This window comes from Mesorhizobium sp. B2-5-7, from assembly GCF_006440875.1.
In the GTDB taxonomy this organism is placed as follows: Bacteria; Pseudomonadota; Alphaproteobacteria; order Rhizobiales; family Rhizobiaceae; genus Mesorhizobium; species Mesorhizobium australicum.
This window is the reverse complement of the sequence record NZ_VFUO01000003.1, coordinates 61688-88344: the sequence shown is the minus strand read 5'-3', so window position 1 is coordinate 88344 and position 26657 is coordinate 61688. Positions and strand designations below refer to the sequence as shown.

At 63.9% G+C, this 26657-nt stretch carries 23 protein-coding genes and 2 pseudogenes; 12 read left to right on the top strand and 13 right to left on the bottom strand.

Features of this window, described 5'->3' with window-relative positions; genetic code table 11:
- Positions 1–45: 45 nt before the first annotated feature.
- From FJ543_RS14275 to FJ543_RS14265, 3 genes are all read right to left on the bottom strand, one after another.
- Positions 46–2847, bottom strand: coding sequence for a [protein-PII] uridylyltransferase (locus FJ543_RS14275; RefSeq protein WP_140821556.1), 2802 nt, complete (start codon positions 2845–2847; stop codon positions 46–48).
- Between the two features lie 89 nt (positions 2848–2936).
- Positions 2937–3740: a glycosyltransferase family 25 protein gene (locus FJ543_RS14270; RefSeq protein WP_140875650.1), complete on the bottom strand. Its 804-nt coding sequence runs from the start codon at positions 3738–3740 to the stop codon at positions 2937–2939.
- Positions 3741–4061: 321 nt separating this feature from the next.
- On the bottom strand, positions 4062–4874 hold the full coding sequence (locus FJ543_RS14265; protein ID WP_140875648.1) for a glycosyltransferase family 25 protein: 813 nt from the start codon (positions 4872–4874) through the stop codon (positions 4062–4064).
- A gap of 201 nt (positions 4875–5075) precedes the next feature.
- Between FJ543_RS14265 and FJ543_RS14260 the strand changes: the two genes are divergently transcribed.
- From FJ543_RS14260 to FJ543_RS14250, 3 genes are all read left to right on the top strand, one after another.
- Complete coding sequence (locus FJ543_RS14260) at positions 5076–7589, top strand: heavy metal translocating P-type ATPase (protein WP_140875646.1); 2514 nt, start codon at positions 5076–5078, stop codon at positions 7587–7589.
- Between the two features lie 43 nt (positions 7590–7632).
- Complete coding sequence (locus FJ543_RS14255) at positions 7633–8025, top strand: DUF305 domain-containing protein (protein ID WP_140614900.1); 393 nt, start codon at positions 7633–7635, stop codon at positions 8023–8025.
- A 97-nt stretch (positions 8026–8122) separates the two neighbouring features.
- A complete protein-coding gene (locus FJ543_RS14250; RefSeq protein WP_140875644.1) occupies positions 8123–8968 on the top strand; it encodes an aldo/keto reductase in 846 nt (281 codons plus the stop codon).
- Here FJ543_RS14250 and mutS read toward each other — a convergent pair whose 3' ends face one another.
- Positions 8969–11701, bottom strand: a complete 2733-nt coding sequence (gene mutS, locus FJ543_RS14245) for a DNA mismatch repair protein MutS (RefSeq protein WP_015314166.1) — start codon at positions 11699–11701, stop codon at positions 8969–8971.
- Between the two features lie 160 nt (positions 11702–11861).
- Here mutS and FJ543_RS14240 point away from each other — a divergent pair, with 160 nt between their 5' ends.
- Together FJ543_RS14240 and FJ543_RS14235 are read left to right on the top strand one after the other, a co-directional pair.
- Positions 11862–13055, top strand: coding sequence for a glycosyltransferase (locus FJ543_RS14240; protein ID WP_140875642.1), 1194 nt, complete (start codon positions 11862–11864; stop codon positions 13053–13055).
- Between the two features lie 132 nt (positions 13056–13187).
- Entirely contained in the window at positions 13188–15467 is a 2280-nt protein-coding gene (locus FJ543_RS14235) for an NADP-dependent malic enzyme (protein ID WP_140875640.1), read from the top strand.
- On the opposite strand, the gene FJ543_RS14230 is transcribed toward FJ543_RS14235, so the two are convergent.
- On the bottom strand, positions 15449–15709 hold the full coding sequence (locus tag FJ543_RS14230) for a hypothetical protein (protein ID WP_224622938.1): 261 nt from the start codon (positions 15707–15709) through the stop codon (positions 15449–15451). The two genes, FJ543_RS14235 and FJ543_RS14230, sit on opposite strands and share 19 nt — an antisense overlap.
- Positions 15710–15741: 32 nt before the next feature.
- Between FJ543_RS14230 and FJ543_RS31830 the strand changes: the two are divergent.
- Positions 15742–15929, top strand: a pseudogene (locus FJ543_RS31830) (arginase family protein); the annotation flags it as partial.
- 13 nt (positions 15930–15942) lie between these two features.
- On the opposite strand, the gene FJ543_RS14220 reads toward FJ543_RS31830, so the two are convergent.
- A complete protein-coding gene (locus FJ543_RS14220) occupies positions 15943–16671 on the bottom strand; it encodes an antitoxin Xre/MbcA/ParS toxin-binding domain-containing protein (protein ID WP_140875637.1) in 729 nt (242 codons plus the stop codon).
- Between the two features lie 271 nt (positions 16672–16942).
- Positions 16943–17935: an adenosine kinase gene (locus FJ543_RS14215; RefSeq protein WP_140660544.1), complete on the bottom strand. Its 993-nt coding sequence runs from the start codon at positions 17933–17935 to the stop codon at positions 16943–16945.
- Positions 17936–18134: 199 nt separating this feature from the next.
- Here FJ543_RS14215 and FJ543_RS14210 point away from each other — a divergent pair, with 199 nt between their 5' ends.
- Complete coding sequence (locus tag FJ543_RS14210) at positions 18135–19037, top strand: EamA family transporter (protein WP_140614894.1); 903 nt, start codon at positions 18135–18137, stop codon at positions 19035–19037.
- A 120-nt stretch (positions 19038–19157) separates the two neighbouring features.
- Positions 19158–19868: a sulfate transporter family protein gene (locus tag FJ543_RS14205; RefSeq protein WP_140875635.1), complete on the top strand. Its 711-nt coding sequence runs from the start codon at positions 19158–19160 to the stop codon at positions 19866–19868.
- 6 nt (positions 19869–19874) lie between these two features.
- On the opposite strand, the gene FJ543_RS14200 is transcribed toward FJ543_RS14205, so the two are convergent.
- The 5 genes from FJ543_RS14200 to FJ543_RS14180 all read right to left on the bottom strand — a co-directional run bounded on the left by FJ543_RS14200 (position 19875) and on the right by FJ543_RS14180 (position 23799).
- On the bottom strand, positions 19875–20873 hold the full coding sequence (locus FJ543_RS14200) for a proline racemase family protein (RefSeq protein ID WP_140875633.1): 999 nt from the start codon (positions 20871–20873) through the stop codon (positions 19875–19877).
- Between the two features lie 15 nt (positions 20874–20888).
- Complete coding sequence (locus tag FJ543_RS14195) at positions 20889–21692, bottom strand: oxaloacetate decarboxylase (protein ID WP_140614891.1); 804 nt, start codon at positions 21690–21692, stop codon at positions 20889–20891.
- A gap of 339 nt (positions 21693–22031) precedes the next feature.
- A complete protein-coding gene (locus FJ543_RS14190) occupies positions 22032–22703 on the bottom strand; it encodes an HAD family phosphatase (RefSeq protein ID WP_140875631.1) in 672 nt (223 codons plus the stop codon).
- A gap of 54 nt (positions 22704–22757) precedes the next feature.
- Complete coding sequence (gene dut, locus FJ543_RS14185) at positions 22758–23243, bottom strand: dUTP diphosphatase (protein WP_140723192.1); 486 nt, start codon at positions 23241–23243, stop codon at positions 22758–22760.
- A gap of 85 nt (positions 23244–23328) precedes the next feature.
- Positions 23329–23799: an Lrp/AsnC family transcriptional regulator gene (locus tag FJ543_RS14180; protein ID WP_023772539.1), complete on the bottom strand. Its 471-nt coding sequence runs from the start codon at positions 23797–23799 to the stop codon at positions 23329–23331.
- Positions 23800–23914: 115 nt separating this feature from the next.
- Between FJ543_RS14180 and FJ543_RS14175 the strand changes: the two genes are divergently transcribed.
- The 3 genes from FJ543_RS14175 (at position 23915) to FJ543_RS31450 (ending at position 25318) form a co-directional block, all read left to right on the top strand.
- Complete coding sequence (locus FJ543_RS14175; protein WP_015314154.1) at positions 23915–24163, top strand: DUF6356 family protein; 249 nt, start codon at positions 23915–23917, stop codon at positions 24161–24163.
- 15 nt (positions 24164–24178) lie between these two features.
- Positions 24179–24979: a class II glutamine amidotransferase gene (locus tag FJ543_RS14170; protein ID WP_140875629.1), complete on the top strand. Its 801-nt coding sequence runs from the start codon at positions 24179–24181 to the stop codon at positions 24977–24979.
- A gap of 198 nt (positions 24980–25177) precedes the next feature.
- Positions 25178–25318: a hypothetical protein gene (locus FJ543_RS31450; protein ID WP_157163613.1), complete on the top strand. Its 141-nt coding sequence runs from the start codon at positions 25178–25180 to the stop codon at positions 25316–25318.
- Here FJ543_RS31450 and FJ543_RS14165 read toward each other — a convergent pair.
- Positions 25312–26385 (bottom strand): FAD-binding oxidoreductase, encoded by a 1074-nt coding sequence (locus tag FJ543_RS14165; RefSeq protein ID WP_140875627.1) that lies wholly within the window; start codon positions 26383–26385, stop codon positions 25312–25314. The two genes, FJ543_RS31450 and FJ543_RS14165, sit on opposite strands and share 7 nt — an antisense overlap.
- Before the next feature lie 99 nt (positions 26386–26484).
- Between FJ543_RS14165 and FJ543_RS14160 the strand changes: the two are divergent.
- Positions 26485–26607, top strand: a pseudogene (locus FJ543_RS14160) (alpha/beta fold hydrolase); the annotation flags it as partial.
- Between the last annotated feature and the right edge of the window lie 50 nt (positions 26608–26657).

Genomic DNA, 26657 nt, shown 5'->3' with positions numbered 1-26657 from the left:
CGTTCGCAAACTGCCTGTGGGATTGGAAGAAGGGGATGATGGCCGTCACTCGGCGGCTGCCTTGGCCTTGCCGCCGCGTTCGAGCGCTACACCTTCGAGCGTCGCTATCAGCCGGTTGCGGATGGTGGCGATGCGGGCCGGGTTGTCGATCTTCTGACCGGTCAGGTCGGTGACATAGAAGGTGTCGATGACCTTCTCGCCGAAGGTGGTGATATGCGCCGATGCGATGTCGAGCGACAGGTCGGATAGTGTTCCGGTGATTTCCGACAGCAGGCCGGGGCGGTCGAGCCCCTCGACCTCGATCACCGAAAACCGGTTCGACAATGCGTTGCGGATTTCGGCGCGTGGCGGAATCTTGAAGACCTTGGATCCGCGCCTTGGCTTGGTGCGTTTCTCGATCATCTCCGGCAGCCAGCTCTTGCCCGACAGCACGTCCTCGATCAGCCGGCCGACACGCTCGGCGCGCCGGCGTTCGTCCTCGTCGCGGTCGAATTCCCTCGAGATCAGGATCGTGTCCAGCGCGCGGCCGTCCGACGTGGTGAAGATCTGCGCGTCGACGATGTTGCCGCCGGCGCCGGCGCATGCCCCGGCAATCACCGAGAGAAGACGGGGATGGTCCTGCGCCAACACGGTGATTTCGGTAACCGCCTCGAACTGGTGGGTCTTGACCATGGTGGCGAGCTTGTTGCCCGCCGCGTCCGCCTCGCGGATGAATTCGGCGTGGCGAAGCTGGTCCGGCAGGTCCACCGTCAGGAGGTAGTTTTCATAATGCAGCCCGACATAGCGCTTGCGCGCCTTGTCGGGCCAGTCGGCGAGCGCCTCGGCCAGGCGTTCGCGCGCCGCCGCCGTGCGTTGGGCGCGCGAGACCTCCGAAAAGCCGCCGGTCAGCAGCAGTTCGGTCTCGTAGTAGAGCGTACGCAGCAACTGGCCCTTCCAGCCGTTCCACACGCCCGGTCCGACGCCCCTGATGTCGCAGACGGTGAGGATCAACAGCATCTTCAGCCGCTCGACCGATTGCACGATCGAGGCGAAGTCCTCGATCGTCTTGCGGTCGTTGAGGTCGCGGGTCTGCGCCGTCATAGACATGACGAGGTGGTTCTCGACCAGCCAGGCGACAGTTTCCGTATCGGCCGGCGAAAGCCCCATATGCGGGCAGATCCGCCTTGCGATCCTGGCGCCGGCCTCGGAATGGTCCTCTGGTCTGCCCTTGGCGATGTCGTGCAGCAGGACGGCGACATAGAGCGCCTCGCGGCTTTTCTTCAGCCCGGGCATCAGCGCATGCGACAGCGGATGCACCTTCTCGCCGTCGCCGCGCTCGATCTCGGCCAGCACGCCGATGCAGCGGATCAGGTGCTCGTCGACGGTGTAGTGGTGGTACATCGAGAACTGCATCATGGCGACGATCTTGCCGAAATCCGGGATCAGCCGGCCCAGCAATCCCGCCTCGTTCATCCGCCGCAGGTTGAGCTCGGCGTTGCGGTCCGAGGTCAATATGTCGAGGAACAGCCGGTTGGCTTCCTCGTCGCGCCTGAGCGACTTGTTGACCAGGCCGAGCGAACGGGTGAGCAGTTTCAGCGCATCGGGATGGAATTCCAGCCCGTGCTTGTCGGCAAACCAGAACAGCCTGAGAAGATTGACCGGGTCGCGCTCGAAGACGCCGTCGTCGGCGATGTTGATGCGATGGTTGTCGACGATGAAGTCCGACGTGCCGGCAAGCTTGCGCTTGCGGCGCTGGAAGGTGAGGAAGATGCGGTTGAAGCCGGGAACATGCTTGGCCTGCTCCTCCTCCAGCGCGGCGCAGAAGATGCGAGTCAGGTCGCCGACATCCTTGGCGACGAGGAAATAGTGCTTCATGAAGCGTTCGACCGCCGACAGGCCGGGATGGGTCGTATAGCCGAGCCGTTCGGCGATCTCGCGCTGAATGTCGAAATGCAGCCGCTCCTCGGCCTTGCCGGTGAGGAAGTGCATGTGGCAGCGCACCGCCCACAGGAAATCCTCGGCCTTCTGGAACTCGCGGTACTCGGCTTCGGTGAAGACGCCTTTTTCGACCAGTTCCTCGCCGGTGCGCACCCGGTAAAAATACTTGCCGATCCAGAACAGCGTCTGCAGGTCGCGCAGGCCGCCCTTGCCGTCCTTGACGTTGGGCTCGACCAGATAGCGGCTTTCGCCGGCCTTGGCATGGCGCTCGTCGCGTTCGGCAAGCTTGGCCTGCACATATTCCGGGCCGGTCGTGCGCACCACCTCATGGTCGAAGCGCAGCATCAACTCGTCATAGAGCTTGCGTTCGCCCCACAGGAAACGGGCTTCCAGGATCGAGGTGCGGATGGTGATGTCGGTGCGCGACAGCCTGAGGCACTCATCGATGTTGCGGGTGGCATGGCCGACCTTCAGCCCCATGTCCCACAGCATGTAGAGCATATATTCGACCGTCTGTTCGCCCCATGGCGTCTGCTTGTAAGGCAGCAGGAACAGAAGGTCGATGTCGGATCCCGGCGCCAGCGTGCCGCGGCCATAGCCGCCGACGGCAACGACCGCCATGCGTTCGGCCGAGGATCGGTTCTTCACCCGGTAGACATGGGTTGCGGCAAAATCGTAGAGCGAGCGGATCAGTTCGTCCATCAGGTGCGACAGCCGTTCGGCGCAGGCATTGCCGCCGCCATCTTGCCTCAGCATGGCCTCGGCTGTCTTGCGGCCCTCGGCGAGACGCCCCTTGAGAAGCTGAAGGACGGCCGTGCGGATGGCCTTGCTGGAACCGTCGCCGGCGCTGGCCGTGGTCAGCGCGGTCATCTCGCGGCGCAAGGCTTCGCCGTCGATCAGTTCATCGAGCTTCAGGGAGATTTTTGCCATAGATACCGGTCGGCCTTGCCTTTTGGGCGGCGTCTATAGCGTGTTTTCGCGGCGCTGGGTATGGGCCTGCTGTCAATCCCGCAAACGCTCTAGTCGTTTGCCTCGACTGGAGCGAGCGGGACGACAATCTGCCGCCGTAGCCTGCACAGATCGGTGATCTGCCGCGCTGCCCGGCTGGCCTCCCTGCGGATACGCGCGAGTGCCCGTATCCTGTGTCCATTGGCGAGCCCGCTTGCGACCCACTCGGCCTCCCTACCCTGTTCGAGCAGGCTCGGCAACCTGTTGCCCACGAACTGGTCCTGCGCACAGAGCGCCGGAACAAGCTGGTAGATCGTCTTGCCGGTCGAGATCGCGAATGTGGGATCGAAGATGAGATTGTCCACCGCCACATTGACATCGGCGGTTGTCTCGAGAAGGGCGCGTGCCGTCTGCCGGGAGAGCAGGTATCCGCCCGTCCCTATATGGTTCTTGCGGAGCCTGAACAGGGAAAACCCGCCGCCGACGGGAAACCTCTCCCGCTGGATCACGGTTGTGTGGAAGAATGTCTCGAGCTTGACGACATCTGCGTCGGCGGGGATCCAGCTCGCATCGGCAAGCAGCCTATCGGCTTTCGCGGAAAACACCATGTCGTCCTCGAAGACGGCGCCGTACGGCGCGTCGTCTTGCGCGATGATGGCCCAGCAGGCGCGATGGCTGTGCAAGCATGCGATCTCGCTGCCGGACAGACGTCGCACCGCATATCGTGCATGCTGGCGCTGCAGCGCGAGGTCTGGCCGGTCCCTTGCATCGATTGCGGCAACCCGCTCGAATCCGAGGCCGATGCGCGCAAACTCCGCCGTCATATGGGCAAGCCGGTCGGGGGATCTATCGAGGTTGATGACCAGACACTTCATTTCTTCAACAAAACTTTTTTCTTATGGCGCTCTAAGCACATGCGGAACCAGAGTCTTTTATTTATGAGAAGGACTTGGTTTTTGTAAATAAACAGGGAAACACGGATGTTTACCATCGCCTGGCTGGAATCACTATCGATATTTTGGATAGAGCAGGATTCAATTTCTGTGTCCGCTCGCCACTGGCAAGGTGGAAGCAACGCGGAGCTCTATATTTGTCTTGGCAGGCTTTGGAGCTTCCTGCCATAGATGTCGGTCGGGCTTGCCTTCCGGCGGAGCTCAAGCGCATTCCTGCGGCGCCGGATATGGACTTGCCGGCCGTCAGGCAAGATTAGTCGGCTTCCCAGTCGTCTCGAAGGGGACAACGATGTGTCGCCGACCTCTGCAGAAGCCGAGAACCCACCGCGCTGTCCGTCCGCCTTCCCTCATTATTCTTTCAGCCGTCGGGCTTCTGCGTTTCGCGGCAAGCTCATTACCGGTTCTTGCGGCATCCCGCTCTTGGCCAAGCAGGCTTGGCAGTCGGTCGCTGACGAACTGGTCCTGCACACACAGCGCAGGGACGAGCTGGTAGATCGTCTTGCTGGATGAGACCCCGAACGCCGGGGTGAAAAGTAGATCGTCGGCGGTGATATTGATCGTTTCAGTCGCTTCGAGGAGATCGCGCGCGGCCTGTCTGGAGATAATGTAACCCCCGGTCCCCGGATGGTTCTTGTAAAGCCTGAACGCGGAAAAACCATGACCGGCGGCGATCCTTCGCCGGTGGATGAGGGTCTTCTTGAAGTACGTTTCCAATTTGACAATGTCGGCATCGGGCGGAATCCATCCGTCGTCAGCGAGCAACGGACTGGCCTTTGCTGAAAAAACCACGTCATCCTCGAAAACGGCGCCGTAGCGAGCCTCGTCCTGCGCCAGCATCGTCCAGCAGACGCGGTGGCTGTGCAGGCAGGCGACCTCGCTGGCCAACAAACGCCGGGACGCATAATTCGGATGTTGCGGTTGCTGCCCGAGTTCAGGGTGGCTGCGTGCATCGACCGCCGCAACGCGTTGGAACGCGACGCCGATCCGGGCGAACTCTGCACTTATGTGTGCAAGTCGGTCCGGGGACCGATCTAGGTTTATGACCAGGCACTTCATTGTCGACAAAGGTCCAGCGGGATGGGCGGCGAACGATATATTAGAAGCGGCGCGCTTTTTAGTGTGGGCGCGCGGTTGTGTACAGTTTTCGCCATTTGGTCAATCCGCTGGGTTCGGAGAACCGAATTCAAAACAGCCCTTGACCTTCCAGTTACTGGAAGCACTACCTCTGCTTCGAAGCAGTGCATCGAGGCATTAGAAATGACGCATTCAGATCACGATCATCACACGCATGGCGCTCATGGCGGCTGCTGCGCGGCAAAGGGCACGGGCGGAGATTCGGATGCGGTTCTGCGCGATCCGGTCTGCGGCATGACGGTGGAGTCGGCCGCCGGCAAGCCGACATCCGAGCATGGCGGCCGCCTCTATCATTTCTGCAGCGAGCGATGCCGTTCGAGGTTCCAGGCCGAGCCGGAAAGCTATCTGACCGCCGTCGACCCTGTCTGCGGCATGATCGTCGACCGCGCCGACGCCAGGTATTTCGTCCGCCATGAAGGCCAGGGCTTCTATTTCTGTTCGGCCGGCTGCAAGGCGAAGTTCGAGGCGGCGCCGCAAACTTATCTCGGCGACAGGCCGGCGCCGGCGCCGATGCCCAAGGGCACGCAATACACTTGCCCCATGCATCCGCAGATTCTCCGCGACAAGCCCGGCTCCTGCCCGATCTGCGGCATGGCGCTCGAGCCCATGGGCGTGCCGACGGGCGATGAAGGGCCAAATCCCGAACTGGTCGACTTCACCAGACGCCTCTGGGTGAGCGCGGTGCTGTCGGTCCCGCTGCTGATCGTAGCCATGGCGCCGATGGTAGGCCTGCCGCTTGAGGGCCTGGTCGAGGATCGCGCGAAGGTCTGGATCGAACTGGTGCTGGCGAGCCCGGTGGTGCTGTGGGCCGCTTTCCCGTTTTTCCATCGCGGCTGGGACTCGATGCTCAACCGCAGCCCCAACATGTGGACGCTGATTTCGCTGGGTGTCGGCGCCGCCTATCTCTACAGCGTCGTCGCCACGCTCTTCCCGGACATCTTTCCGCATCAGTTTCGCGGCCATGGCGGTGCGGTGCCGGTTTATTTCGAGGCGGCTGCCGTCATCGTCGCGCTGGTCTTCCTCGGCCAGGTGCTGGAACTGCGCGCCCGCGAGAAGACCGGATCGGCGATCCGAGCTTTGCTCGACCTCGCGCCGAAGACCGCGCGGCGGGTCGCCGAGGACGGCGCCGAGATCGATGTCGGGCTGGACGAGGTCAAGACCGGCGATCGCCTGCGCATCCGTCCCGGCGATGCCGTCCCGGTCGACGGCACGGTGCTCGAAGGCCGCTCCTCCATCGATGAATCGATGATCACGGGCGAGCCCTTGCCAGTCGAGAAGGCCGAAGGCGACGCCTTGACCGGCGGCACGCTCAACAAGAATGGCTCGCTGATCATGCGCGCCGAACGGATCGGCGCCGAGACGACGCTGTCGCGCATCGTCGAACTCGTCGCCAAGGCACAGCGCTCGCGCGCCCCGATCCAAGGCCTGGCCGACCGCGTTTCCTTCTACTTTGTCCCGACCGTCGTCCTGGTCGCGATCGCCGCATTCGTCGCCTGGGCGATCTTCGGCCCCGAGCCCAGCCTGATCTTCGCCATCGTCTCGGCGGTTTCGGTGCTGATCATCGCCTGTCCCTGTGCGCTGGGTCTCGCCACACCGATGTCCATCATGACCGCCACCGGGCGCGGCGCGCATGCCGGCGTGCTGATCAAGGAAGCCGCCGCGCTCGAGCGCTTCGCCTCCGTCGACACGCTGATCGTCGACAAGACCGGCACGCTGACCGAGGGCCGGCCGAAATTGACCGATGTCGTGGCTGTCAGCGGCTTTTCCGAGGACGAATTGCTGAGATGCGCCGCGACCCTGGAAAAAGGGTCGGAGCATCCGCTGGCCGAGGCCATCGTCGACGGAGCCGGCCAGCGCGGCGTGAAGATCGCCGAGGCCGGCAGCTTCGAGGCGGTTACCGGCAAAGGCGTTTCCGGCACGGTGTCGGACAAGAAGGTCGCGCTCGGCAATACCGCGATGATGGCCGATCTCGCCATCGACGTTTCCGGGGTCCTGGCCAGCGTGGAAGCCTTGCAGGGCGATGGCAAGACGGTGATGTTCGTCGCTGTCGACGGCAAGCTGGCCGGCATCGTCGCCGTCGCCGATCCGGTCAAGGCGACCACGGCCGAGGCGATCAAGGCGCTGCATGGCAGCGGGCTGCGGATCATCATGGCGACCGGCGACAATGAGCGCACGGCCAGGGCGATCGCTGGACATCTCGGCATAGACGAGGTTCGGGCAGGTCTGTTGCCGGAACAGAAGGCAGCGCTGGTCGAGGAACTGCGCGGCAAGGGTGCCGCCGTCGCCATGGCCGGCGACGGCGTCAACGATGCGCCCGCGCTTGCCGCCGCCGATGTCGGCATCGCCATGGGAACGGGCGCCGATGTCGCGGTCGAAAGCGCCGGCATCACCTTGGTCAAGGGCGACCTCAACGGCATCGTCCGCGCCCGAACCCTGGCCCAGGCGACCATCGGTAATATCCGGCAGAACCTGTTCTTCGCCTTCCTCTACAATGTGCTTGGTGTGCCGGTCGCGGCCGGCGTGCTTTATCCGCTCACCGGCACGCTACTGTCGCCGATGCTGGCGGCGGCGGCGATGAGCCTGTCCTCGGTCTCGGTGATCGCAAACGCATTGCGCCTGAGAACGTTGAAACTCTGAGATTAACCCCCAGATACGAAACCCAACCGACAGGAGACCATGAATGACCTTGGCTAAAAAACTCGTGCTGCTGCTGATGGCCGCCGGAATGCTGCTTGCCGTTTTCCTCGAAAGCGTGCCGGCGCAGAGCGAGGAGATGAAGCACGACATGGGTGCCATGGCCATGGGGGCGGAAAGCCCTTCCACGGCGGGCTACAAGGCGGCGATGGACAAGATGCATACCGACATGATGGCCTCCCAATATACCGGCAACGCCGATGTCGATTTCGTCCGCGGCATGATCCCGCATCATCAGGGGGCGATCGACATGGCCAAGGTGGAGCTTGCCAACGGCAAGGATCCGGAAATCCGCAAACTCGCCGAAAACGTCATCGCCGCGCAGGAAGCCGAAATCAAGCAGATGCAGGACTGGCTCGCCGCCCATCCGGTGAAGTAAGGCATCAACGGCGGCGACCGGAGAACCCGAGCTCCATCCTGGATTTCTCCGTATGCTTGTGATGCCATGCGCCTCGATCGCTTACCCAGGAGCCCCCATGCCCACGACGACAAGAACCACCAAGCTGCCTTCGGGCGAAGCCGTCCAGGTGCTGGGACAGGGCACCTGGAAAATGGGCGAGGATGCCCGCCGTCGAGCCGGGGAGGTCAATGCCTTGAAGCTTGGGCTGGACCTCGGCATGACGCTGATCGACACCGCCGAAATGTATGCCAGCGGCGGCGCCGAGGAGGTGGTGGCCGAAGCCATCGCCGGCCGGCGCGAAGAACTCTTTCTCGTCTCCAAGGTGCTGCCGTCCAATGCTTCGCGCACCGGCGTGCCGGCGGCTTGCGAGAAAAGCCTGAAGCGGCTGCGCACCGACCGCATCGATCTCTATCTCCTGCACTGGCCGGGCAGCGTGCCTTTGGGCGAGACGGTCGAGGCCTTCGAGGCGTTGAAGAAGGCCGGCAAGATCCGCCACTGGGGCGTCAGCAATTTCGATACCGACGAAATGGAAGAGCTCACCGGTTTGCGCTCGGGCGGCAATGTCCAGACCAATCAGGTGCTCTACAATCTGATCCGGCGCGGCCCCGAATTCGACCTTGCACCATGGAGCCGCCAGCGCGGCATTCCGCTGATGGCCTATTCGCCGGTGGAGCAGGGTGCTTTGGCGCGCAACAGCAGGCTTGACGCCATCGCCGCCCGTCACAATGCGACCCCTGCGCAAATCGCCTTGGCCTGGGTGATGCATCAGGACGGCGTTATCGCCATTCCCAAGGCCGGCAGCCAGGAGCACGTCCGCCAGAATTTTGCCGCGCTGGACATAAAGCTTACCGCCGATGACCTCGCCGATCTCGACCGTGCATTCCCCCCACCGACGCGCAAGCGCGGACTGGAAATGATCTGACTATTTCCCCGCCAGCCCCTTCAGCCGGTAAAGCGCCTCCAGCGCTTCCTTGGGGGTCATCTCGTCGGGATTGATCTCACCGAGTGCCGCGCCCAGCGCGTCGCTCTTCACCGGCTTTGGCGCTTCCCGTTTCATCGCCACCGAAAACAGCGGCAGGTCGTCGACCAGCCGGTTGGCCTTGCCGGAAACCTCGCCTTCCTCAAGCTGATGCAGAACTTCCTTCGCGCGGCCCACCACCGCTTCCGGCAAGCCGGCAAGGCGGGCTACCTGGACGCCGTAGGAGCGGTCGGCGGCACCCTTGCCGACCTCGTGCAGGAAAACGACGTCGCCTTCCCACTCCTTGACCCGCATGGTGACGTTGGAAAGCCGCGCCAGCTTGCCGGCGAGCGACGTCATTTCGTGGAAGTGGGTGGCGAAGATCGCCCGGCAGCGGTTCTTCTCGTGCAGATACTCCACCGCCGCCCAGGCAATCGACAGCCCGTCGAAGGTGGCGGTGCCGCGGCCGATCTCGTCGAGGATCACCAGCGCCCGTTCGCCGGCCTGGTTGAGGATCGCCGCCGTCTCCACCATCTCGACCATGAAGGTCGAGCGGCCGCGCGCCAGGTCGTCCGACGCGCCGACGCGTGAGAACAGCCGGTCGACAACGCCGATATGGGCCGATGTCGCCGGCACGAAGGAGCCGGTCTGGGCCAGGATGGCGATCAGCGCGTTCTGCCGCAGGAACGTCGACTTGCCACCCATGTTGGGGCCGGTCAGCAGCCAGATCGCGCCGTTCTTGGCATTGCCCTCCGGCGAGAGGTCGCAATCGTTGGCGACGAATGGGCCTTCGCCCGAACGGCGCAGCGCCTGTTCGACCACCGGATGCCGCCCGCCTGAAATCTCGAAGGCAAGGCTGGAATCCACCACCGGCCGGCACCAGGCCTCGCTTTCCGACAGAAGCGCAAGCGCTGCCGACACGTCGAGCACGGCGAGCGCGTCGGCGCCGGCGCGGATCGCCTCGGCCGCGTCGACCGCTTCCGCCGTCAGCGCATCGAAGGCGGCCAGTTCGATGCTCAGTGCCCGGTCGGCGGCATTGGCGATCTTGGTCTCGAGCTCGGCGAGTTCGGTCGTGGTGAAACGCATGGCGTTGGCCATGGTCTGGCGGTGAATAAAGCGCGCCTTGGCGCCATCGCTGCCAGTCATGACGGCGTGATGATTGGCCGTCACCTCGATGTAGTAACCCAGCACATTGTTGTGCCGGATCTTCAGGGAGCGGATGCCGGTTTCCTCGATCAGCGAGCGCTCCAGTCCGGCAATCACTTTTCGCGACTCGTCGCGCAACGCCCGCATCTCGTCGAGGTCCGGGTGGTAGCCGCCGCGAACGAAGCCGCCGTCGCGTTTGAGCAGCGGCAGTTCCTCGCCGAGCGCCTGGGTGAGATGCTGGGCAAGCGCCTTGGGCAGCGCCTTGATCGCGGCCATCGCGCCGGCCAACTCCTGGGGCAGGGCGATCGCGGCAAAGGTTTCGGCGATGGCACCGGCCGCCTCGAAACCAGCGCGGAGCGCGCCGAGATCGCGTGGCCCGCCCCGGTTGAGCGCCAGCCTGGACAGGGCGCGAGGCATGTCGGCGACGCTCTTCAGGCTCATCCGCACCGCCTGGCAAAGCCTGACCTCGGAGCGGAAGAACGAGACGGAGTCCAGCCGCGCGCCGATGGCCGCCGGGTCGGTCAGCGGCGCCATCAGCCGGTCGGCGAGCAACCTCGCGCCGCCACCGGTCACCGTGCGGTCGATTGCCTTGAACAGCGAACCCTCGCGGCTGCCGGACAGCGTACGCAACAGTTCGAGATTGCCGCGCGTCGCCGGATCGATGAACAGGGTCGAGCCCTGCTCCTCGCGCTCGGGCCGCGACAGCGGCGGCCGCTCGGCCTTTTGCGTTTTCTCGACATAGGCGATGGCGCCTGAGATCGCCGACAATTCGGCGCGCGAAAACGTGCCGAAACTGTCCGGTGTCGCCACCTCGAAAAAACGCGCGATCCGCCCCGTGGCCGAGGCCGAATCGAACAGGCTCGGGGGCTGTGGGCTGGCGACACGGCCGAGCACGTCGAACACCGGCTTCAGGTCGGGATCATGAAACACCGGCTCGGCGACGATGAGTTCGCGCGGATCGACACGGAAGATGTCGGCCAGCAGCCGGTCGGCGGTGGTCTCGGCGACGCGGAAAGCACCAGTCGAGATGTCGATCCAGGCAATTGCAAAGCTGTGCTCGCTGCCGCCCTTCACCCGACCCAACGCCATCAGATAACTCGATTCCGACGGCGCCAGCAGTTTGTCCTCGGTGATGGTTCCCGGCGTCACCAGCCGCACCACGTCGCGGCGCACGACCGATTTGGAGCCGCGCTTCTTGGCCTCGGCCGGATCCTCGATCTGCTCGCAGACGGCAACGCGGAAGCCCTGGCCGATCAGCTTCTGCAAATAGTCGTCGGCCGCATGCACCGGCACGCCGCACATTGGAATGTCGTGGCCCTGATGCTTGCCGCGTTTGGTGAGCACGATGCCCAGCGCCCGGCTCGCCTTCTCGGCATCGTCGAAGAACAGCTCGTAGAAATCGCCCATGCGGTAGAACAGCAACGAATCCGGGTTGGCCGCCTTGATCTCGATGAACTGCTCCATCATCGGCGTGACGGCGGCAACGCCGGGCTGCGGCGGCGTCATCGCCTCGGGGGCGGCGTCGGGCTCGTTCGGGCTGTGCATGTTCATGGCGCGGCACGCTAGCAGATGTGATGGCGGGGTTTAATGCCGGACCATCGAAAAGCAGGGGAAGACCGCGAGCCATCTTCATGGAACGGCTGTTCAGCTGCATTGCCCGACGCGGCGATCGCGAATATCTGTCACCTTGGGCAATAATGGCGGGGGCGTCATGGACAAAGACGGGCACGAAACGTTCGAGGAGATGGTGGGACCTATCGACTCGGCGCTCGAACGCTTCTGGCTCAATGCTGCTCGCCAGGCCGGCCAAAGTGTAGGCAATCTGAAGCAGCTGGCGGCCAATCGGCTTCCTTTCATCCTTCCGACTACCGGCCCTTTCTCCGGTCTCGACGGAAGCATCCGGGTAGCTGTCCATGTCCTCAGTTATGATCCGCTGGTGATCTACACGCCGATCGGCGGGGCACGGCCGCTCAGCTCGATCGTGGCGATCGCCCGGCGCTTCGCTTCGCGTCGCGCCGCCTTTCTGATGATGCCTAACTGGACACTCGAGCGGCCGCGTCTCATCCCAAAGCTCGCGAGGGACCTCGCCTGGCACCGCGAGCGGTTTCCAGCTCATGAGTTGATTTTTCTCTGCAACACCGAGGAAGAGCGCCGTCTGGTCACCACCGTCGGAGGAACCGCGATCTTCTCCAACCACAATCTGATGGTCAGCGAGGACATCTTTCGGCCCTTGCCGGATGTCCCCGTCGAGTTCGACGCGGTCTATAATGCTCGCATCTCGCACACCAAGCGCCACCACCTCGCCTTCGATATCGAAAGGCTCGCCCACATTACCTTTTCGATCGGCGAGTTGCCGCGGGTCGGCAACCGTGCCTTCATCCGCCGCTTGCATGCGCAATCGCCGCTGCATCATATCGCCAACCCGATCGTCAATGGCCTGACTGGCCGGCTGACAGCCCAGGAGGTCAATCGCGTCTACAACCAGGCCGCGGTTGGTCTCTGTCTGTCGGCGGCGGAAGGAGCGATGCGCTCCAGCATGGAATATCTGATGGCGGGGTTGCCGGTGGTGAGCACGCCCAGTCTCGGCGGCCGGGACGTCTTTTTCGATCCGGACTATTGCATCATCGCCGAGCCCGATCCGGCGGCGATCCGGCGCGCGGTCGAGACGTTGCGCGACCGCGCCATTCCCCGCGATGAGATTCGCAACCGCACGCTGGCCAAGGTGCGGGCTCAACGGCAGGAACTCACAGTGTCCCTGTCCGACCTGTTGAAGAGGATGGGAAGCAGCCAACCGCCGCTGTCGCAATGGCCGTTTCCCGAAATTGGGCTGCTGCGGCGCTGGGCGGCGGTGCGCCGGCACGCGAATGAAATCACGGCATTAAGAAGGCGGCCAAACGGCTTCTGACCGGCCGTCTCCGCTTTGAAGCAGCTTTGCCCAGCTTCGTGGTTTACACGCGGCGGCCCGTGGTCTTAATTCGCAAGCACACAGGTACCCGCTTCAAGGAGGTGCCGCACCGGCGAGGAAATCAAAAGCACCATGGCCAGGAAAACCGAGAACAACGGTCCGTCCGTCAGCGCGCAGGAAGCGCTCGAATTCCACGCCATGGGCCGGCCCGGCAAGCTGGAGATCGTCGCCACCAAGCCGATGACGACGCAGCGCGATCTCAGCCTCGCCTATTCGCCTGGCGTGGCAGTGCCCGTGCGGGCCATCGCCGAGGATCCATCCAAAGCCTTCGACTACACGACGCGCGGCAACATGGTCGCCGTCATCTCAAACGGCACCGCCATACTTGGCCTAGGCAATCTCGGCGCGCTGGCCTCGAAGCCGGTGATGGAAGGCAAGGCGGTGCTGTTCAAGCGCTTCGCCGATGTCGATTCCATCGACCTCGAGGTCGACACCGAGGATGCCGACGAGTTCATCAATTGCGTGCGCTTCCTCGGTCCTTCCTTCGGCGGCATCAACCTGGAGGACATCAAGGCGCCGGAGTGCTTCATCATCGAACAGCGCCTGCGCGAACTGATGGACATTCCGGTCTTCCATGACGACCAGCACGGCACCGCCATCATCTCGGCCGCCGGTCTGATCAACGCGCTGGAAATAACCGGCCGCGACATGAAGACCACGAAGCTGGTCTGCAACGGTGCGGGCGCGGCCGGCATCGCCTGTATCGAGCTGATGAAGGCGATGGGTTTTTCGCCAGAAAACATCATCCTGTGCGACACCAAGGGGGTTGTCTTCCAGGGCCGCACCGAGGGCATGAACCAGTGGAAATCGGCGCATGCGGTCAAGACGGAGGCGCGTTCCCTGGCCGAAGCGCTGGACGGCGCCGACGTCTTCCTCGGGCTTTCGGCCAAGGGGGCGCTGACCACCACCATGGTGCAGTCGATGGCCAAGAACCCGATCATCTTCGCCATGGCCAACCCCGATCCCGAGATCACCCCGGAGGAAGTTGCCGAGATCCGCACCGACGCCATCATGGCCACCGGGCGGTCGGATTACGCCAACCAGGTCAACAACGTGCTCGGCTTTCCCTACATCTTCCGCGGCGCGCTGGATGTCAGGGCCACCACCATCAATGACGACATGAAGATCGCCGCCGCCCGCGCGCTGGCCGAACTGGCGCGCCAGGACGTGCCCGACGACGTCGCCGCGGCCTATCAGGGCAACCGGCCGAAATTCGGCCCCAACTACATCATCCCGGTGCCGTTCGACCCACGCCTGATCTCGGCCATCCCGATCGCCGTGGCCAAGGCTGCAATGGATTCGGGCGTCGCCCGCAAGCCGATCCTCGATCTCGACCGTTACGCGCAGGAGCTTTCCGCCCGCCGCGACCCGATCGCCTCGACGCTGCAGCGCATCTACGACCGCGTGCGCCGCCAGCCCAAGCGCATCGTCTTCGCCGAGGGCGAGGAGGAGCAGGTGATGCGCGCCGCCGTCTCCTACGTGAACCAGCGGCTCGGCACCGCCATCCTGCTCGGTCGCGACGACGTCATCAAGGAGAACGCCAGGCACGCTGGCATCGACCTGAACAAGCAAGGCATCGAGATCATCAATGCGCGCCTGTCGCGCCGCAATTCGATCTACACCGACTATCTCTACGAGCGCATGCAGCGCAAAGGCTTCCTGTTCCGCGACTGCCAGCGGCTGATCAACAATGACCGCAACCATTTCGCCGCCTGCATGGTGGCGCTGGGCGACGCCGACGGCATCGTCACCGGCGTGACCCGCAACTATTCGACCGCGCTCGACGACATCAGGCGCGTCATCGACGCCAAGCCCGGCCACCGCGTCATCGGCGTCTCGATCGTGCTCGCGCGCGGCAAGACGGTGCTCGTCGCCGACACCGCCGTACACGACATGCCCAACGCCGAGCAGATCGCCGACATTGCCGAGGAAGCGGCAGGCTTCGCCCGCCGCATGGGCTACGAGCCAAGGCTCGCCATGCTTGCCTATTCCACCTTCGGCCATCCACAGGGCGAACGTTCCGAGCGCGTCCAGGAAGCCGTGCGCATCCTCGACAAGCGCCGCGTCGACTTCGAATATGACGGCGAGATGGCCGCCGACGTCGCGCTCAACGCCCGCGCCATGGCGCAATACCCGTTCATAAGGCTGACCGGTCCGGCCAACGTCCTGGTCATGCCGGCTTTCCACTCGGCCTCCATCTCGACCAAGATGCTGCAGGAACTGGGCGGCTCGACCGTCATCGGCCCGCTGCTGGTCGGCCTGAACAAGCCGGTGCAGATCGTGTCGCTGAATGCCAAGGACAGCGATATCGTGAACATGGCGGCGATCGCGGCCTATTCGGCAGGGAACTGAGGGGCTTCCCCGGTGTTGGACGCTCGCGCCAGCCGCATCACCTGCTTGTGGCTGGCGATCTCCGACAGCAGCCAATCCCGGAACAGCCTGACCCTGATTGAAATGCGGTTGCCCGGCTTCTGCCACAGGCAGTAGCTCTGTGGAATTGCGTGGCGGATCGTGAAGGGCGCGACCAGCTGGCCGCTGGCCAGCAGGTCCTCGACCATGATGTTGTCGGCCAGCGCCACGCCGCCGCCATTCACGGCCTCACGGACGGCAAGCGCCGGGTCGTGGAAGATCGGGCTCGCGTCTGACCTTCGACATCGATTGCCTCGACCCGGCCTATCTCCCGGCACGGGCACTCATTGTCGGCGCCGACGTTGTGGAGGTGGCGCCCGCCATGACCACGCCGATGTCACGTCGCTTGCCGGGGCGGCGGTGCTGCAGCACTATCTCGGCCTGCTCGCGGAACGAAACGGCTGACAGCGCGCCGACTTCACCCCGGCGCGAACGCCCGCGCCGCCTCCACGACTTCCTCCGCCTGGTCCTGCCGCAGCAGGTCGATGGGAATACGCCCATCAAGGTGCGCCGCTGGACGGGTCAGCCACAGCCATGCGAGTCTCGGATTGCCGATCAGCTCCAGCACGTCGCTTATGCCCGCGACCGGCCTGCCATCGACGAACTGCGCCAGCGGGAAGACGTGCTTGCGGCCACCCTTGCGCAGAGCGATGACGTCGCCGCGCCTCTGCCAGCGGTGCAAGGTGGAGCGGGCGATGCGCAGGTTCTCTTCCAGATAGGTCGAGCCGGCGACGCGTCCGGCCCAGTCCTCGATCAGCATCGATTCGAGGTCGTCGGACTGGGGGAGCGGGAGCGGGGTTTCGGCGTCGGCCAAAAGGGCCGAGGACAGGTTGTCCGCGCCAGCGGTGCCGGCTTCGCCGCGGCGGGCGGCTTCCGCCGCCAGCGCCCGCACGAATTTCTGGGCCAGGCCCGGAAGGTCGGCATGGATGGCGTCGATGGCGCGCTGGTGCTTGGGCGAAAGCAAGGTGACGGCGGACGCTATCGAACCGGCGATCTTGCCGACCGAGACCATTGTGGGGCCGTTGATGGCTTCGTCATAGTGGGCAAGCGCACGCTCGACCCTTTCCGCCACCATGTCGGCGAAATCGTCCTGCGTGATGCCGGTCGTCTTGGTCTGAAATGTCGTCTTGGTCTGAAATCTTGTCATGCATCTGTTTTCTGGGCCGCGCGCTCTCCTCCCTCGACCGCGGCCTGTTGTTGAACGGTTACGGCGGAAAGCGGAAAGTGCGACGGCAACGGATGCAGCGACCCGACAGGTTGCTGTCCTGCATTGCTTCACACCCCGATTAGCATGTCGAAATGTCAGTCACGGCACGCTCGCATTTGCGTGTAGGAGCGGTATGTGACAACTGCGCGACGATGAGAAGCTGTCCGCGCTTGCCTCCTTTCCCCAACAGCGGGCGAAGAGAAAGGCGTTGTTACAGCAACCCCGCCTGCTCGGCCTCTTTGCGCAGGTTCTGCCTTGGCCTGGGGCCGATCTGCTGGATCACCAATCCGGCCGCCAGTGAGCCAAGATCGCCGCAGGTCTGGAGGTCGCGTCCTTGTGTGTAGCCATGCAGGAAACCGGCGGCGTAGAGATCGCCGGCGCCCGTCGTGTCGACCAGTTCCTTGATGGCGGTCGCCTGGATGATCACGGTCTCGTCGCCACGCACGATAACCGAGCCCTTTTCGGAGCGGGTAACCGCCGCGAGCTTGCAATCCTTGCGGATCCGCGCCAGCGCTTCCTCGAACGATGACGTCTGGTAAAGCGACTTGATCTCGTGGCTGTTGGCAAAAACGATATCGACCGTGCCCGAACGCATCAGGTCTAGGAACTCGTCGCGGTAACGGTCGACGCAGAACGAATCCGACAAGGTCATCGATACTTCGCGGCCGGCCGCGTGCGCCAGTTTCGCCGTCTGCCGGATGGCTTCCTTGGCGCGCGGCGGGTCCCACAGATAACCCTCGAAATAGGTCACCTTGGCGCCGGACGCCTTGTCGGCTTCGACATCTTCCGGCCCGAGTTCGACGCAGGCGCCGAGATAGGTGTTCATCGAACGCTCGCCATCGGGCGTGACGAAGATCATCGAGCGCGCCGTCGGCGGCTCGCCCTCGAGCGGCTTGGTGTCGAAGGCGACACCCTGCGCGTGGATGTCGTGCGCGTAGATTTCGCCCAGCGCATCGCTGGAGACCTTGCCGAAGAAGGCGGCGCGTCCGCCGAACGAGGCAACACCGGCCGCCGTGTTGCCGGCGCTGCCGCCGGAGGCCTCGATCGCCGGGCCCATGCGGCTATAGAGCAATTCGGCGCGCTGCGTGTCGATGAGATTCATCGCGCCCTTGATGATGCCGTTGGTCTCGAGGAATTCCTCCTCGCACTGGGCGATGATGTCGACAATCGCATTGCCGATGCAAAGCACGTCATAATCCGGCATCAATGTCTCCGCCAAAAACCCGGGCCGGCTTCTTGCCATGCCCGCGCGGGTCTACAGCATGACCCTGAAAACTGGCAACCGATTTTCTGTCCTTGCCGCGCCAGCCAGGCGCTACGACAATTCGACCGTGGCCGAAACATCTCGTCGCGATGTCGCCTACATCTGCGCCTGTTCAATCACGGTCCGAAGGCGCGAGCCCATGCCTGCCAAAAGCAACACGACCATCGACCTGGCATTGCTCGGTGTGCTGGCGGTGCTTTGGGGAGCCTCCTATACCTTCATCAAGATCGGCGTAGAGACCATCCCGCCCATCACCTTCATCGCGGCCCGCACCCTGATCGCCGGCGCCATCCTGTTCGCCATTATCCGCTGGCGCGGGCTTGCCATGCCGGGCGATGCGGCAAGCTGGCGCCGCTTCGCCTTCCAGGCCTGCCTCAACAGCGTCGTCCCGTTCACGCTGATCGCCGCGGCCGAGCGTTCGGTCGACGCCGGCCTTGCCACCATCCTCAACGCCACCTCGCCGATCTTCACCTTCCTGCTGACGGCGCTTATCACCCGTCATGAGCCGGTGACCGTGCGCAAGCTGGTCGGCGTTGGCGCCGGCATCGCCGGCATCTGCCTCATCGTCGGCACGCAGGCGCTTGGCGGCATCGGCCACCAGCTCTGGGCACAGATCGCCATCGTCGCGGCAACCGTGTGCTATGCGGGCGCCGCCATTTTCGGCCGAGGCTTCAAGGGCCTCGATCCGATGCTTCCCGCCGCCGGTTCGATGCTGTGCGGCGCTGTCATGCTGGGACCGCTCAGCCTGGCGGTCGACCAGCCATGGACGCTGGCGCCTTCGACGGCTTCCATCCTTGCCCTGCTCGGCCTGTCCGTGTTTTCGACGGCACTGGCTTTCGTCATCTATTTCCGCCTGATCCACACGCTGGGTTCGGTCGGCACCACGTCTCAGGCCTATCTGCGGGTGCCGATCGGCGTCGGCATCGGCGCCGTCTTCCTCGGCGAAAGCCTGGGGCCCACGGCCTGGCTCGGCATGGGGTTTGTCGTCGCCGGCGTGGCGGCCATGACCATACCGGTTCGTAAGCCGGGCTTAGCCCGATAGGCAGATCTGGGGAACATACGAAGGCAAGCAACGGCCCGCGCTTGTGCTCGCGGGCCGCACCGCCTATCTCGGAGGCGTCCTGCCTTGTGGCTGTGTCCGCTGACCTGGGGGTGAAGCACGGTGATTTTCGACGCTGCCCGCACCGCGGCCCTTGAGCTGCTCTCGCCTCCGTTTCGCGCCGTGTTCATCAAGACGCTCGGCCTGACCCTGCTGGCGTTGGTCGCCCTGTGGTTCGGCTTGACCAGCCTTGTCGAATGGCTTGCCCTGCCGTGGCTGCAAACATTGTTGCCCGGCATGCCGTCCTGGGCCGGCTGGTTGGGCGGCATCGTCGCGGGCATCGCGCTGGCGTTCGGCATGGCGCTTCTGATCGCACCGGTCACGGCGGTGATCGCCGGCCTGTTCCTCGACGATGTCGCCGAAGTGGTCGAGCGCACCGATTATCCCGGCGACCCAGCCGGACGCGCCATGCCGGTATTGCGCTCGCTGGTGCTGGCGATAAAATTCTTCGGCATCGTCATCCTGGGCAACATCGTCGCCTTGCTGCTTCTGCTGGTGCCAGGTATCAACATCGCCGCCTTCTTCATCGTCAACGGCTATTTGCTCGGACGCGAATTCTTCGAATTCGCCGCCATGCGCTTTCGCGGGGAAGAAGAGGCCCGGGCCCTGCGCAGGCGGTATGCCGGTACGGTGTTTCTCTCCGGGCTGGTTGTCGCGGCCTTCCTCGCCGTGCCGCTGCTCAACCTGCTGACGCCGCTCTTCGCCGCCGCCATGATGGTGCATCTGCACAAGGCGATCTCGGCGCGGGAAGTCGCACGCGCGTCGCGGCGCTAAATCTCTTCAGCGTAGCAGAAATCCCCGCCCCAACTCGTCGTCCGGCTCGACAATGAATTCGGCTCGTCCGGAATAATAGGCACGGCCGCCGACACGGGCGACGATCGCTTCATGCGGGCCGGCTCGCGCTGCTCGCGCCACCGCCCCGGAAAAGCGCGAGCCGGCGATGCTCTCGAACGTTCGCGTCTGCCCGACGGCGATCTCGCCCTTGGCATGCATGGCCGCCAGCCGGGCGGTGACGCCGGAACCGGTCGGCGAGCGGTCGACCTCCGCCTCGGCGAAGACGCAGACATTCCTGGTGGCCTCTCCGGAAAAGGCGTCCTTTCCATCGGTCAGGATGGTGCCATAGAGGAAGGCGAGGTCATCATGATCGGGATGCGACAGCGGAAACTCGGCCTTCAGCCGGTTCGTCAGCGTGGTTGCCGCGTCGACGAAATCGCGCACGCGGTCGCGGCCGAACTCCAAGCCGAATTGATGACAGTCGGCCAGCGCGTAAAAGGCGCCGCCATAGGCGATATCGAAACCGACCTTGCCATAGCCTGTCAGCTCGATCTGTCGATCGCCAGCGAACAGGAACGCCGGCACGCTCTCGAACGACACCGCGCCGGCCTTGCCATCGCTGACCGCGACCGAGGCGACGACCATGCCGCACGGCGCCTCGATGTTCACGGTGGTGAACGGCTCCTGCTTCGCCACCAGCCCCTGATCGACGGCGTAGCGGCCGAGCGCGACGATGGCGTGGCCGCACATGGTCGAATAGCCCTCATTGTGCATGAACAGCACCGCGAGGTCGGCGCCGGGCAAATCGGGCTCGACCAGCAAAGCGCCATACATGTCATAGTGGCCGCGCGGCTCGAAGATCAGCAACTTGCGCAAATGGTCGAGATGGTCCCGCACATAGGCGCGCTTCTCCAGGATGGTGCCCTTGGGGATAGCGGGATAACCGCCCGTGACGATCCGTAGCGGCTCGCCACCCGTATGCATGTCGACAACGGTAAGGTTCATGCGGCCGAACTCATTCTAGCCCTGGGATTTGCCGAACAGCGCCTGCAGCTTGCCGAACGGCATGGCGGCGCGGGTGAAGCCGAACGTGCCGTCCTGCTGGATCTCGCGCGCCGCCGTCTCCAGCATGCCGTAGGCGAAATTGGTCAGCCATGGCCCAAGCGAAATCCGCTTGGCACCGGCCATGGCGAGGTCGGCGATGGTGAAGCCGGGCCTCGCCATGACATTGACCGGCTTGCCGACCGACGAACACAAGGTCCGCACCATCTCGACATCGCCGATACCAGGTGCATAGAGCACGTCGGCGCCGGCTTTTTCGAACGCCTGCAGCCGCTTGATCGTGTCGTCGAGATCGGACTTGCCCCAGAGGAAATTCTCGGCCCGCGCCGTGAAGACAAAGTCGCGCTTCAGCGCCCGCGCCGCCTCCACCGCTGCGGCGACGCGCTCCACCGCGTGCGAAAACTCGTAGATGGGCTTTTCAGGATCGCCGGTGTGATCCTCGATCGAGCAGCCGGCAAGCCCGGCCGCTTCCGCCGCGAAAATGGTTTCGGCGGCCTGCTCGGCGCTGTCCCCCTTGCCCTTCTCGAGATCGGCCGAGACCGGCAGGTCGGTCGCGCCCGTCACCTCGCGGCAATGATGGATCATCTGGTCGAAGGTCACTGCCCCATCCGGCAGGCCGCGCGAAAAGGCAAAGCCGGCGCTGGTGGTGGCCAGTGCCTTGAAGCCGAAGGATCCGAGCAGCTTCGTCGTGCCCGGATCCCAAGGATTGGGCATGACGAAGGTCGAGGCATGCAGGTCGCGAAAAATCTTGCCCTTGTCCATGAATGCTCCCCCATAACGAGTATTGGGGCGGATGCTACCGCGCTGTTTGCGGCCGGGCAAACGAATGCGGTTGGTTCAGAAGCGTTTCTCGTTCTCTGCTGCCAATTTCTCGAAAGCGTCGATGTGGCGCATCTCGACAGGCACGGAGGTGGCATCCTTGTGACGGGCAGCGCGCTGCCGAGGTCAGGGAAACTGACGGCTTGTGAAGAGGCCGCCATCCCCAAAAGCCGCAGCAGCACCCCAGGTGGATGAAGCGAAGCAGGTACGTTGGCATGGCGGCGCCCCATTGTCGGGCGCGCGGAAGATAGCACAGCGCTTCGTGGCGTCCAGTGCAGCGGATCAGTGGATCGGCACCAGCCCGGCGAGTTCGCGCATGTCGTCGAACAGGATGCCGCCGGCCTGGATCAAGCCGTCGCGGTCGGAATAGGGGTCGCCATGATAGGAGAACACGCGCATGCCAGCGGCGATGCCAGCCTGCGTGCCGGCGACGCTGTCTTCGATGACGATGCAGTCGGCGGGCGGGAAGCCCATCGTTTTGGCCGCATGCAGGAACAGGTCGGGGAACGGCTTGCCGCGCGACACCATGGTGGCGCTGAACATGGCATGTTCGAACAGCGGCAACAGACCGGTCTGGCCAAGCGTTATGTGCATCTTGGAGATCCTGGCCGAGGTGGCGACGCAATAAGCGATGCCGGCCGCGCGGACCGCCTCGATGAACTCCCGGACATAAGGGATCGCCTCGACACCGTGAGCGAACAGATCCGGCAGGCCGGCATTCCAGCGCTCGACGAAATCGGCGCCGAGCCTGACGCTGGTCGTCTCTTCGATCTCCTTCTGCACCGAGACCATGCTGCGGCCGGAGAAGTTCTTGCGGCAATATTCGAAGGTCGTTGGAAAACCGGCGTCGCTCAGCCATTCGGCCAGGCGCCGGTTGGCGAGGTTCTCGGTATCGACCAGGATCCCGTCGCAGTCGAAGATGACGAGCTTTGGCAGGGGGCGTGTTCCAGTCATGTTGGATCAGTCTACCCGGCAAAACGGTTCACTGTGCCGAAACACAGCCAGGCATCAGGCGGTGCCGGTCGATCCGAATCCGCCCGAGCCACGCGCCGTGCCGCCGGCCAGCGAACGCTCTTCAACCGCCACCTGCGTCACCGCGGCGAAAACGATCTGGGCAATGCGCATCCCGCGCGTCACCGCGAAATCCTCGTCGCCGAGATTGACCAGCAGCACCTTCACCTCGCCGCGATAATCGCTGTCGACCGTGCCCGGTGAATTGAGGACGGTAAGGCCGTGTTTGAAGGCAAGGCCCGAGCGGGGCCGCACCTGGCCTTCCATGCCTTCGGGAATTTCCAGGATCAGCCCCGTCGCTACCAAGGCGCGCTTGCCCGGCAGGATCAGAAGCGGCCGGTCTTCAGGCACCGCCGCGCGCAAATCCATGCCGGCGGCGCCGGCGCTTTCATAGGCGGGAAGCGGAAGTCCCTCGCCATGCGGCAACCTGACGAAGCCGACGGTGGGACCGATGACGGAAGGTGTTTGAAGGGCTGCGCGCATAAAATCGATCCTATCGGCGCGAATGTCGATTCGGTCAACTCGACCGCGGCGCTATCAACGGCTTTCTTTCAGGCATCACTGTGGCCTAGCGGAGTTCCATAGGAACCACCGTCGTCTCCTTGATCTCCTCCATCACGAAGGAGGCGGAGACATCGGATAAAGCCACCTTGGCGATGAGCCGCTGGTAGAGCCGGTCATAGGCTTTCACGTCGGCGACGCGGGCGCGCAGCACATAGTCGAGATCACCGGACATCCGGTAGACCCCGATGATCTCGGAAAGACCGGTCACCGCCGCCCGGAATTTCTGCAGCCAGTCGGGGTCGTGATTGGATGTGCGGATCAGGATGAACACCGAAAGGCCCAGCCCGAGCTTCTCGGCATCGACCAGCGCCACGCGGCCGGTGATGACGCCATCTTCCTCCAGCCGCTTGACGCGACGCCAGCAGGCATTGCGCGACAAGGCCACGCGCTCCGACAGCTGGTCGACCGACAGCGTGCCGTCACGTTGCAATTCGGCGAGCAGTTTTCGATCAATTTCGTCGATGTCAAAGCTCATATTGGGATATTTGTCCCATGGAATAGCAAAATACAAGGATATTTTGGGACCAATGAACCGGTGAGGCGTGCCAGGATACTCATATCGAAACGAAAAGCGCTGAAGGGGAAACAGCATGTCGGTCGCAAGGATTTTCACCTCTCATCCGGCCAAGGTCGGCGAAACCTATTTCAGCCATATGGCCTTCGCCGCCTGGTTTTCCTCGCGCCTGCTGATGGCGGCGGGAGCAGCTTTTGTTCACGCTTTCTTGCCATTTCTCTTCGAGACTACCGCCAGCCGAATCATTCGCGAGCTCTACGAGCGGACGCACAACAGAGGCACGCACGCGATCAACGAGCCCGCTGCTCTTCCGGATCGCGCCTAGAGGAAGACAGAAGCGATGTGCCGGTGGGCGGCCTATCTCGGTGAAGCGGTCTTTCTCGAAGACATCCTCACGGCGCCCTGTCACTCGCTGATCGCCCAGAGCCATTGCGCCCAGGAAGCGAAGTCGCCCACCAATGGCGACGGCTTCGGCCTTGCCTGGTATGGCGAGAGGCCAGAACCCGGCCTCTACCGCGATATCCTGCCGGCCTGGTCCGATCCCAATCTGAAAAGCCTGTGCCGGCAGATCAAGTCCAGCCTGTTCCTCGCCCATGTCAGGGCCTCGACCGGCAGCGCCACCAGCCGCATGAACTGCCATCCGTTCATCTCAGAAGGCTGGTCGTTCATGCACAACGGCCAGATCGGCGGTTTCGAAAAAATCCGCCGCGCGCTGGAGAACTCGCTGTCCGACGCCGTTTTCGACCAGCGCGAAGGCACCACCGATTCCGAACTCTTTTTTCTGCTCATGATCGACGAGGGTCTTTCGGCCGACCCGCAAGGCGCCGTCTCGCGCGCCACCAGCCGGGTGCTGGAAGCCTCGCGTCGTGCCGGTCTCGAGCCGGCGCTGAAACTGACCGCCGCCTTCTGCGACGGACAGGCATTGTATGCGGTGCGCTATGCCACCGATGGCCAGGCTCCGACGCTTTACACGTCCATTTTCCGCAAAGGGGCCGGCCGCTGCATCGTCTCCGAACCCTTCGATCGCGAGGGCGGCGACTGGCAGGCGATTCCGCCATCGAGCTTCGTCACCATGACCAGGGATGGCATCGACATACATCCATTCGCTCCGGTCGCGGCAAAACTGGCGCTGGTTGGATAGGCTTTCGCCGCATTGAGTAACGTCGCGGGACAGCGCCCCCCTCTGTCCTGCCGGACATCTCCCCGACAAGGGGGGAGATCGGATGCCTCAATGGCTTTCGCCAATCCCCAGCGTTGCAGGACAGAGCGAAGCGCCGAAAACTGCCAATCTCCCCACCCGTGGGGGAGATGTCCGGCAGGACAAAGGGGGCGCCGTAGAGTGACGACCTCAATCATGGCGTGCAGCGTGATGATCGGCTTGCAATTGGTCGGCAAACGCTGGTCGGAGGCGCGGCTGCTCGGCATCGCCAGGGCGATGATGCCCTTGACCAGCGGCTTTCGCCGTCCGCCCGGCTATTGAGCGAAGCGATCCAATCCGTAGGGCGCCAGCAGCGTGTCGCGCTTGCCATCAAGAATTTCGCGCGTGGCGAACAGGCCGATGGCTGGCGCCAGAGTGATGCCGGAATGCATGACCGCGATATAGACACCCTCCTTGCCTTTGGCGCGGCCGATGATCGGAAAGCCGTCGATCGGTGTCGGCCGGTAGCCAACGGTGTGGAAATCCAGCTCCAGCCCGTCGCTGTCGCGCAGCATGGCCTTCATGGCCGCGAACAATTCACGCGCCGTGGCTTCGGCGTCCATGCCGGGATCGGCGCCGCCGAAATCCGAGCCGGCGATGATTCGACCCTCGGCGGTCTGACGCATGTGCAGGCGCTCGGCCAGCACCAGCCCGTTGAGCAGTTTCTTGTAAGGCCGCGAGTGGACGATCAACCCGGGCGGTGTCTCGATCGGCAGGTTGATGCCGGCGGTCGCGGCAATGTCTGGCGAACCCACGCCGGCCGCGATCACCACCTCGTCGGCGGCAAACAGTCCATGCGATGTGTCCACGCCGGTGACCTTGCCGACGCTTTGGACAAGCGCCGTCACCGTGCTGAAGAGGATTCGCGCGCCGCGCCGTTCGGCATCGGCCAGCAGTGCCTTGGTGGCCGCGACAGGCTCGGCGACACCCTCTTCTGCGACATGCAGGGCGAAATCGGGAAGCTCGGTGAGATTGGGTTCGATGAGCGCCACCTCGCCGCGGTCGACGCGCTCGATTCCGTAGCCCCACTCAGAATGCTCCGCTGCATAGGTCTCCATGTCGGCCGCCGGCAGATCCCAGCACAGGCCGCCGCACCAATTGAGCGGCAGGCCGGGCAGGTCCCGCGCTAGGCGAGCCCACTCAGCCATGGCGCGGGTGCGCAGCCGGAAATACGGCTCCGGGTTACCCCAGCTTGCATTGATCCAGGCAAACGAGTTCGGCGTTGCGACACCACCGATTTTGCTGTCGGCAATCACCGTCACCCGCGCCCCGGCCTTGGTCAGATGCCATGCGATGGAGGCACCGATGATGCCGGCGCCGATGACGATCACTTGTTTCGCCTCGGTCATGGTCGCTCCTTTGCCTCGTGATCGGGGGACGGTTCATCCCAGTGCCATTCCGGCGGCCCGTTGCCAACATTGGCAGCGCAAAATTATGCATCTTGACATCATCGCTTCTTCGACCATGTGCGCTATCTCGAGGCCTTCCTCGACGCGCTCGGCATCCAGGACATGGTGCTGGTCGCCCAGGATTGGGGCACGGCCCTTGCCTTTCATCTCGCGGCGCGGCAGTGCCATGCCGGATGGCTTCCGGGGGTCGTTCAGGCAGGCCGCTTGAACGA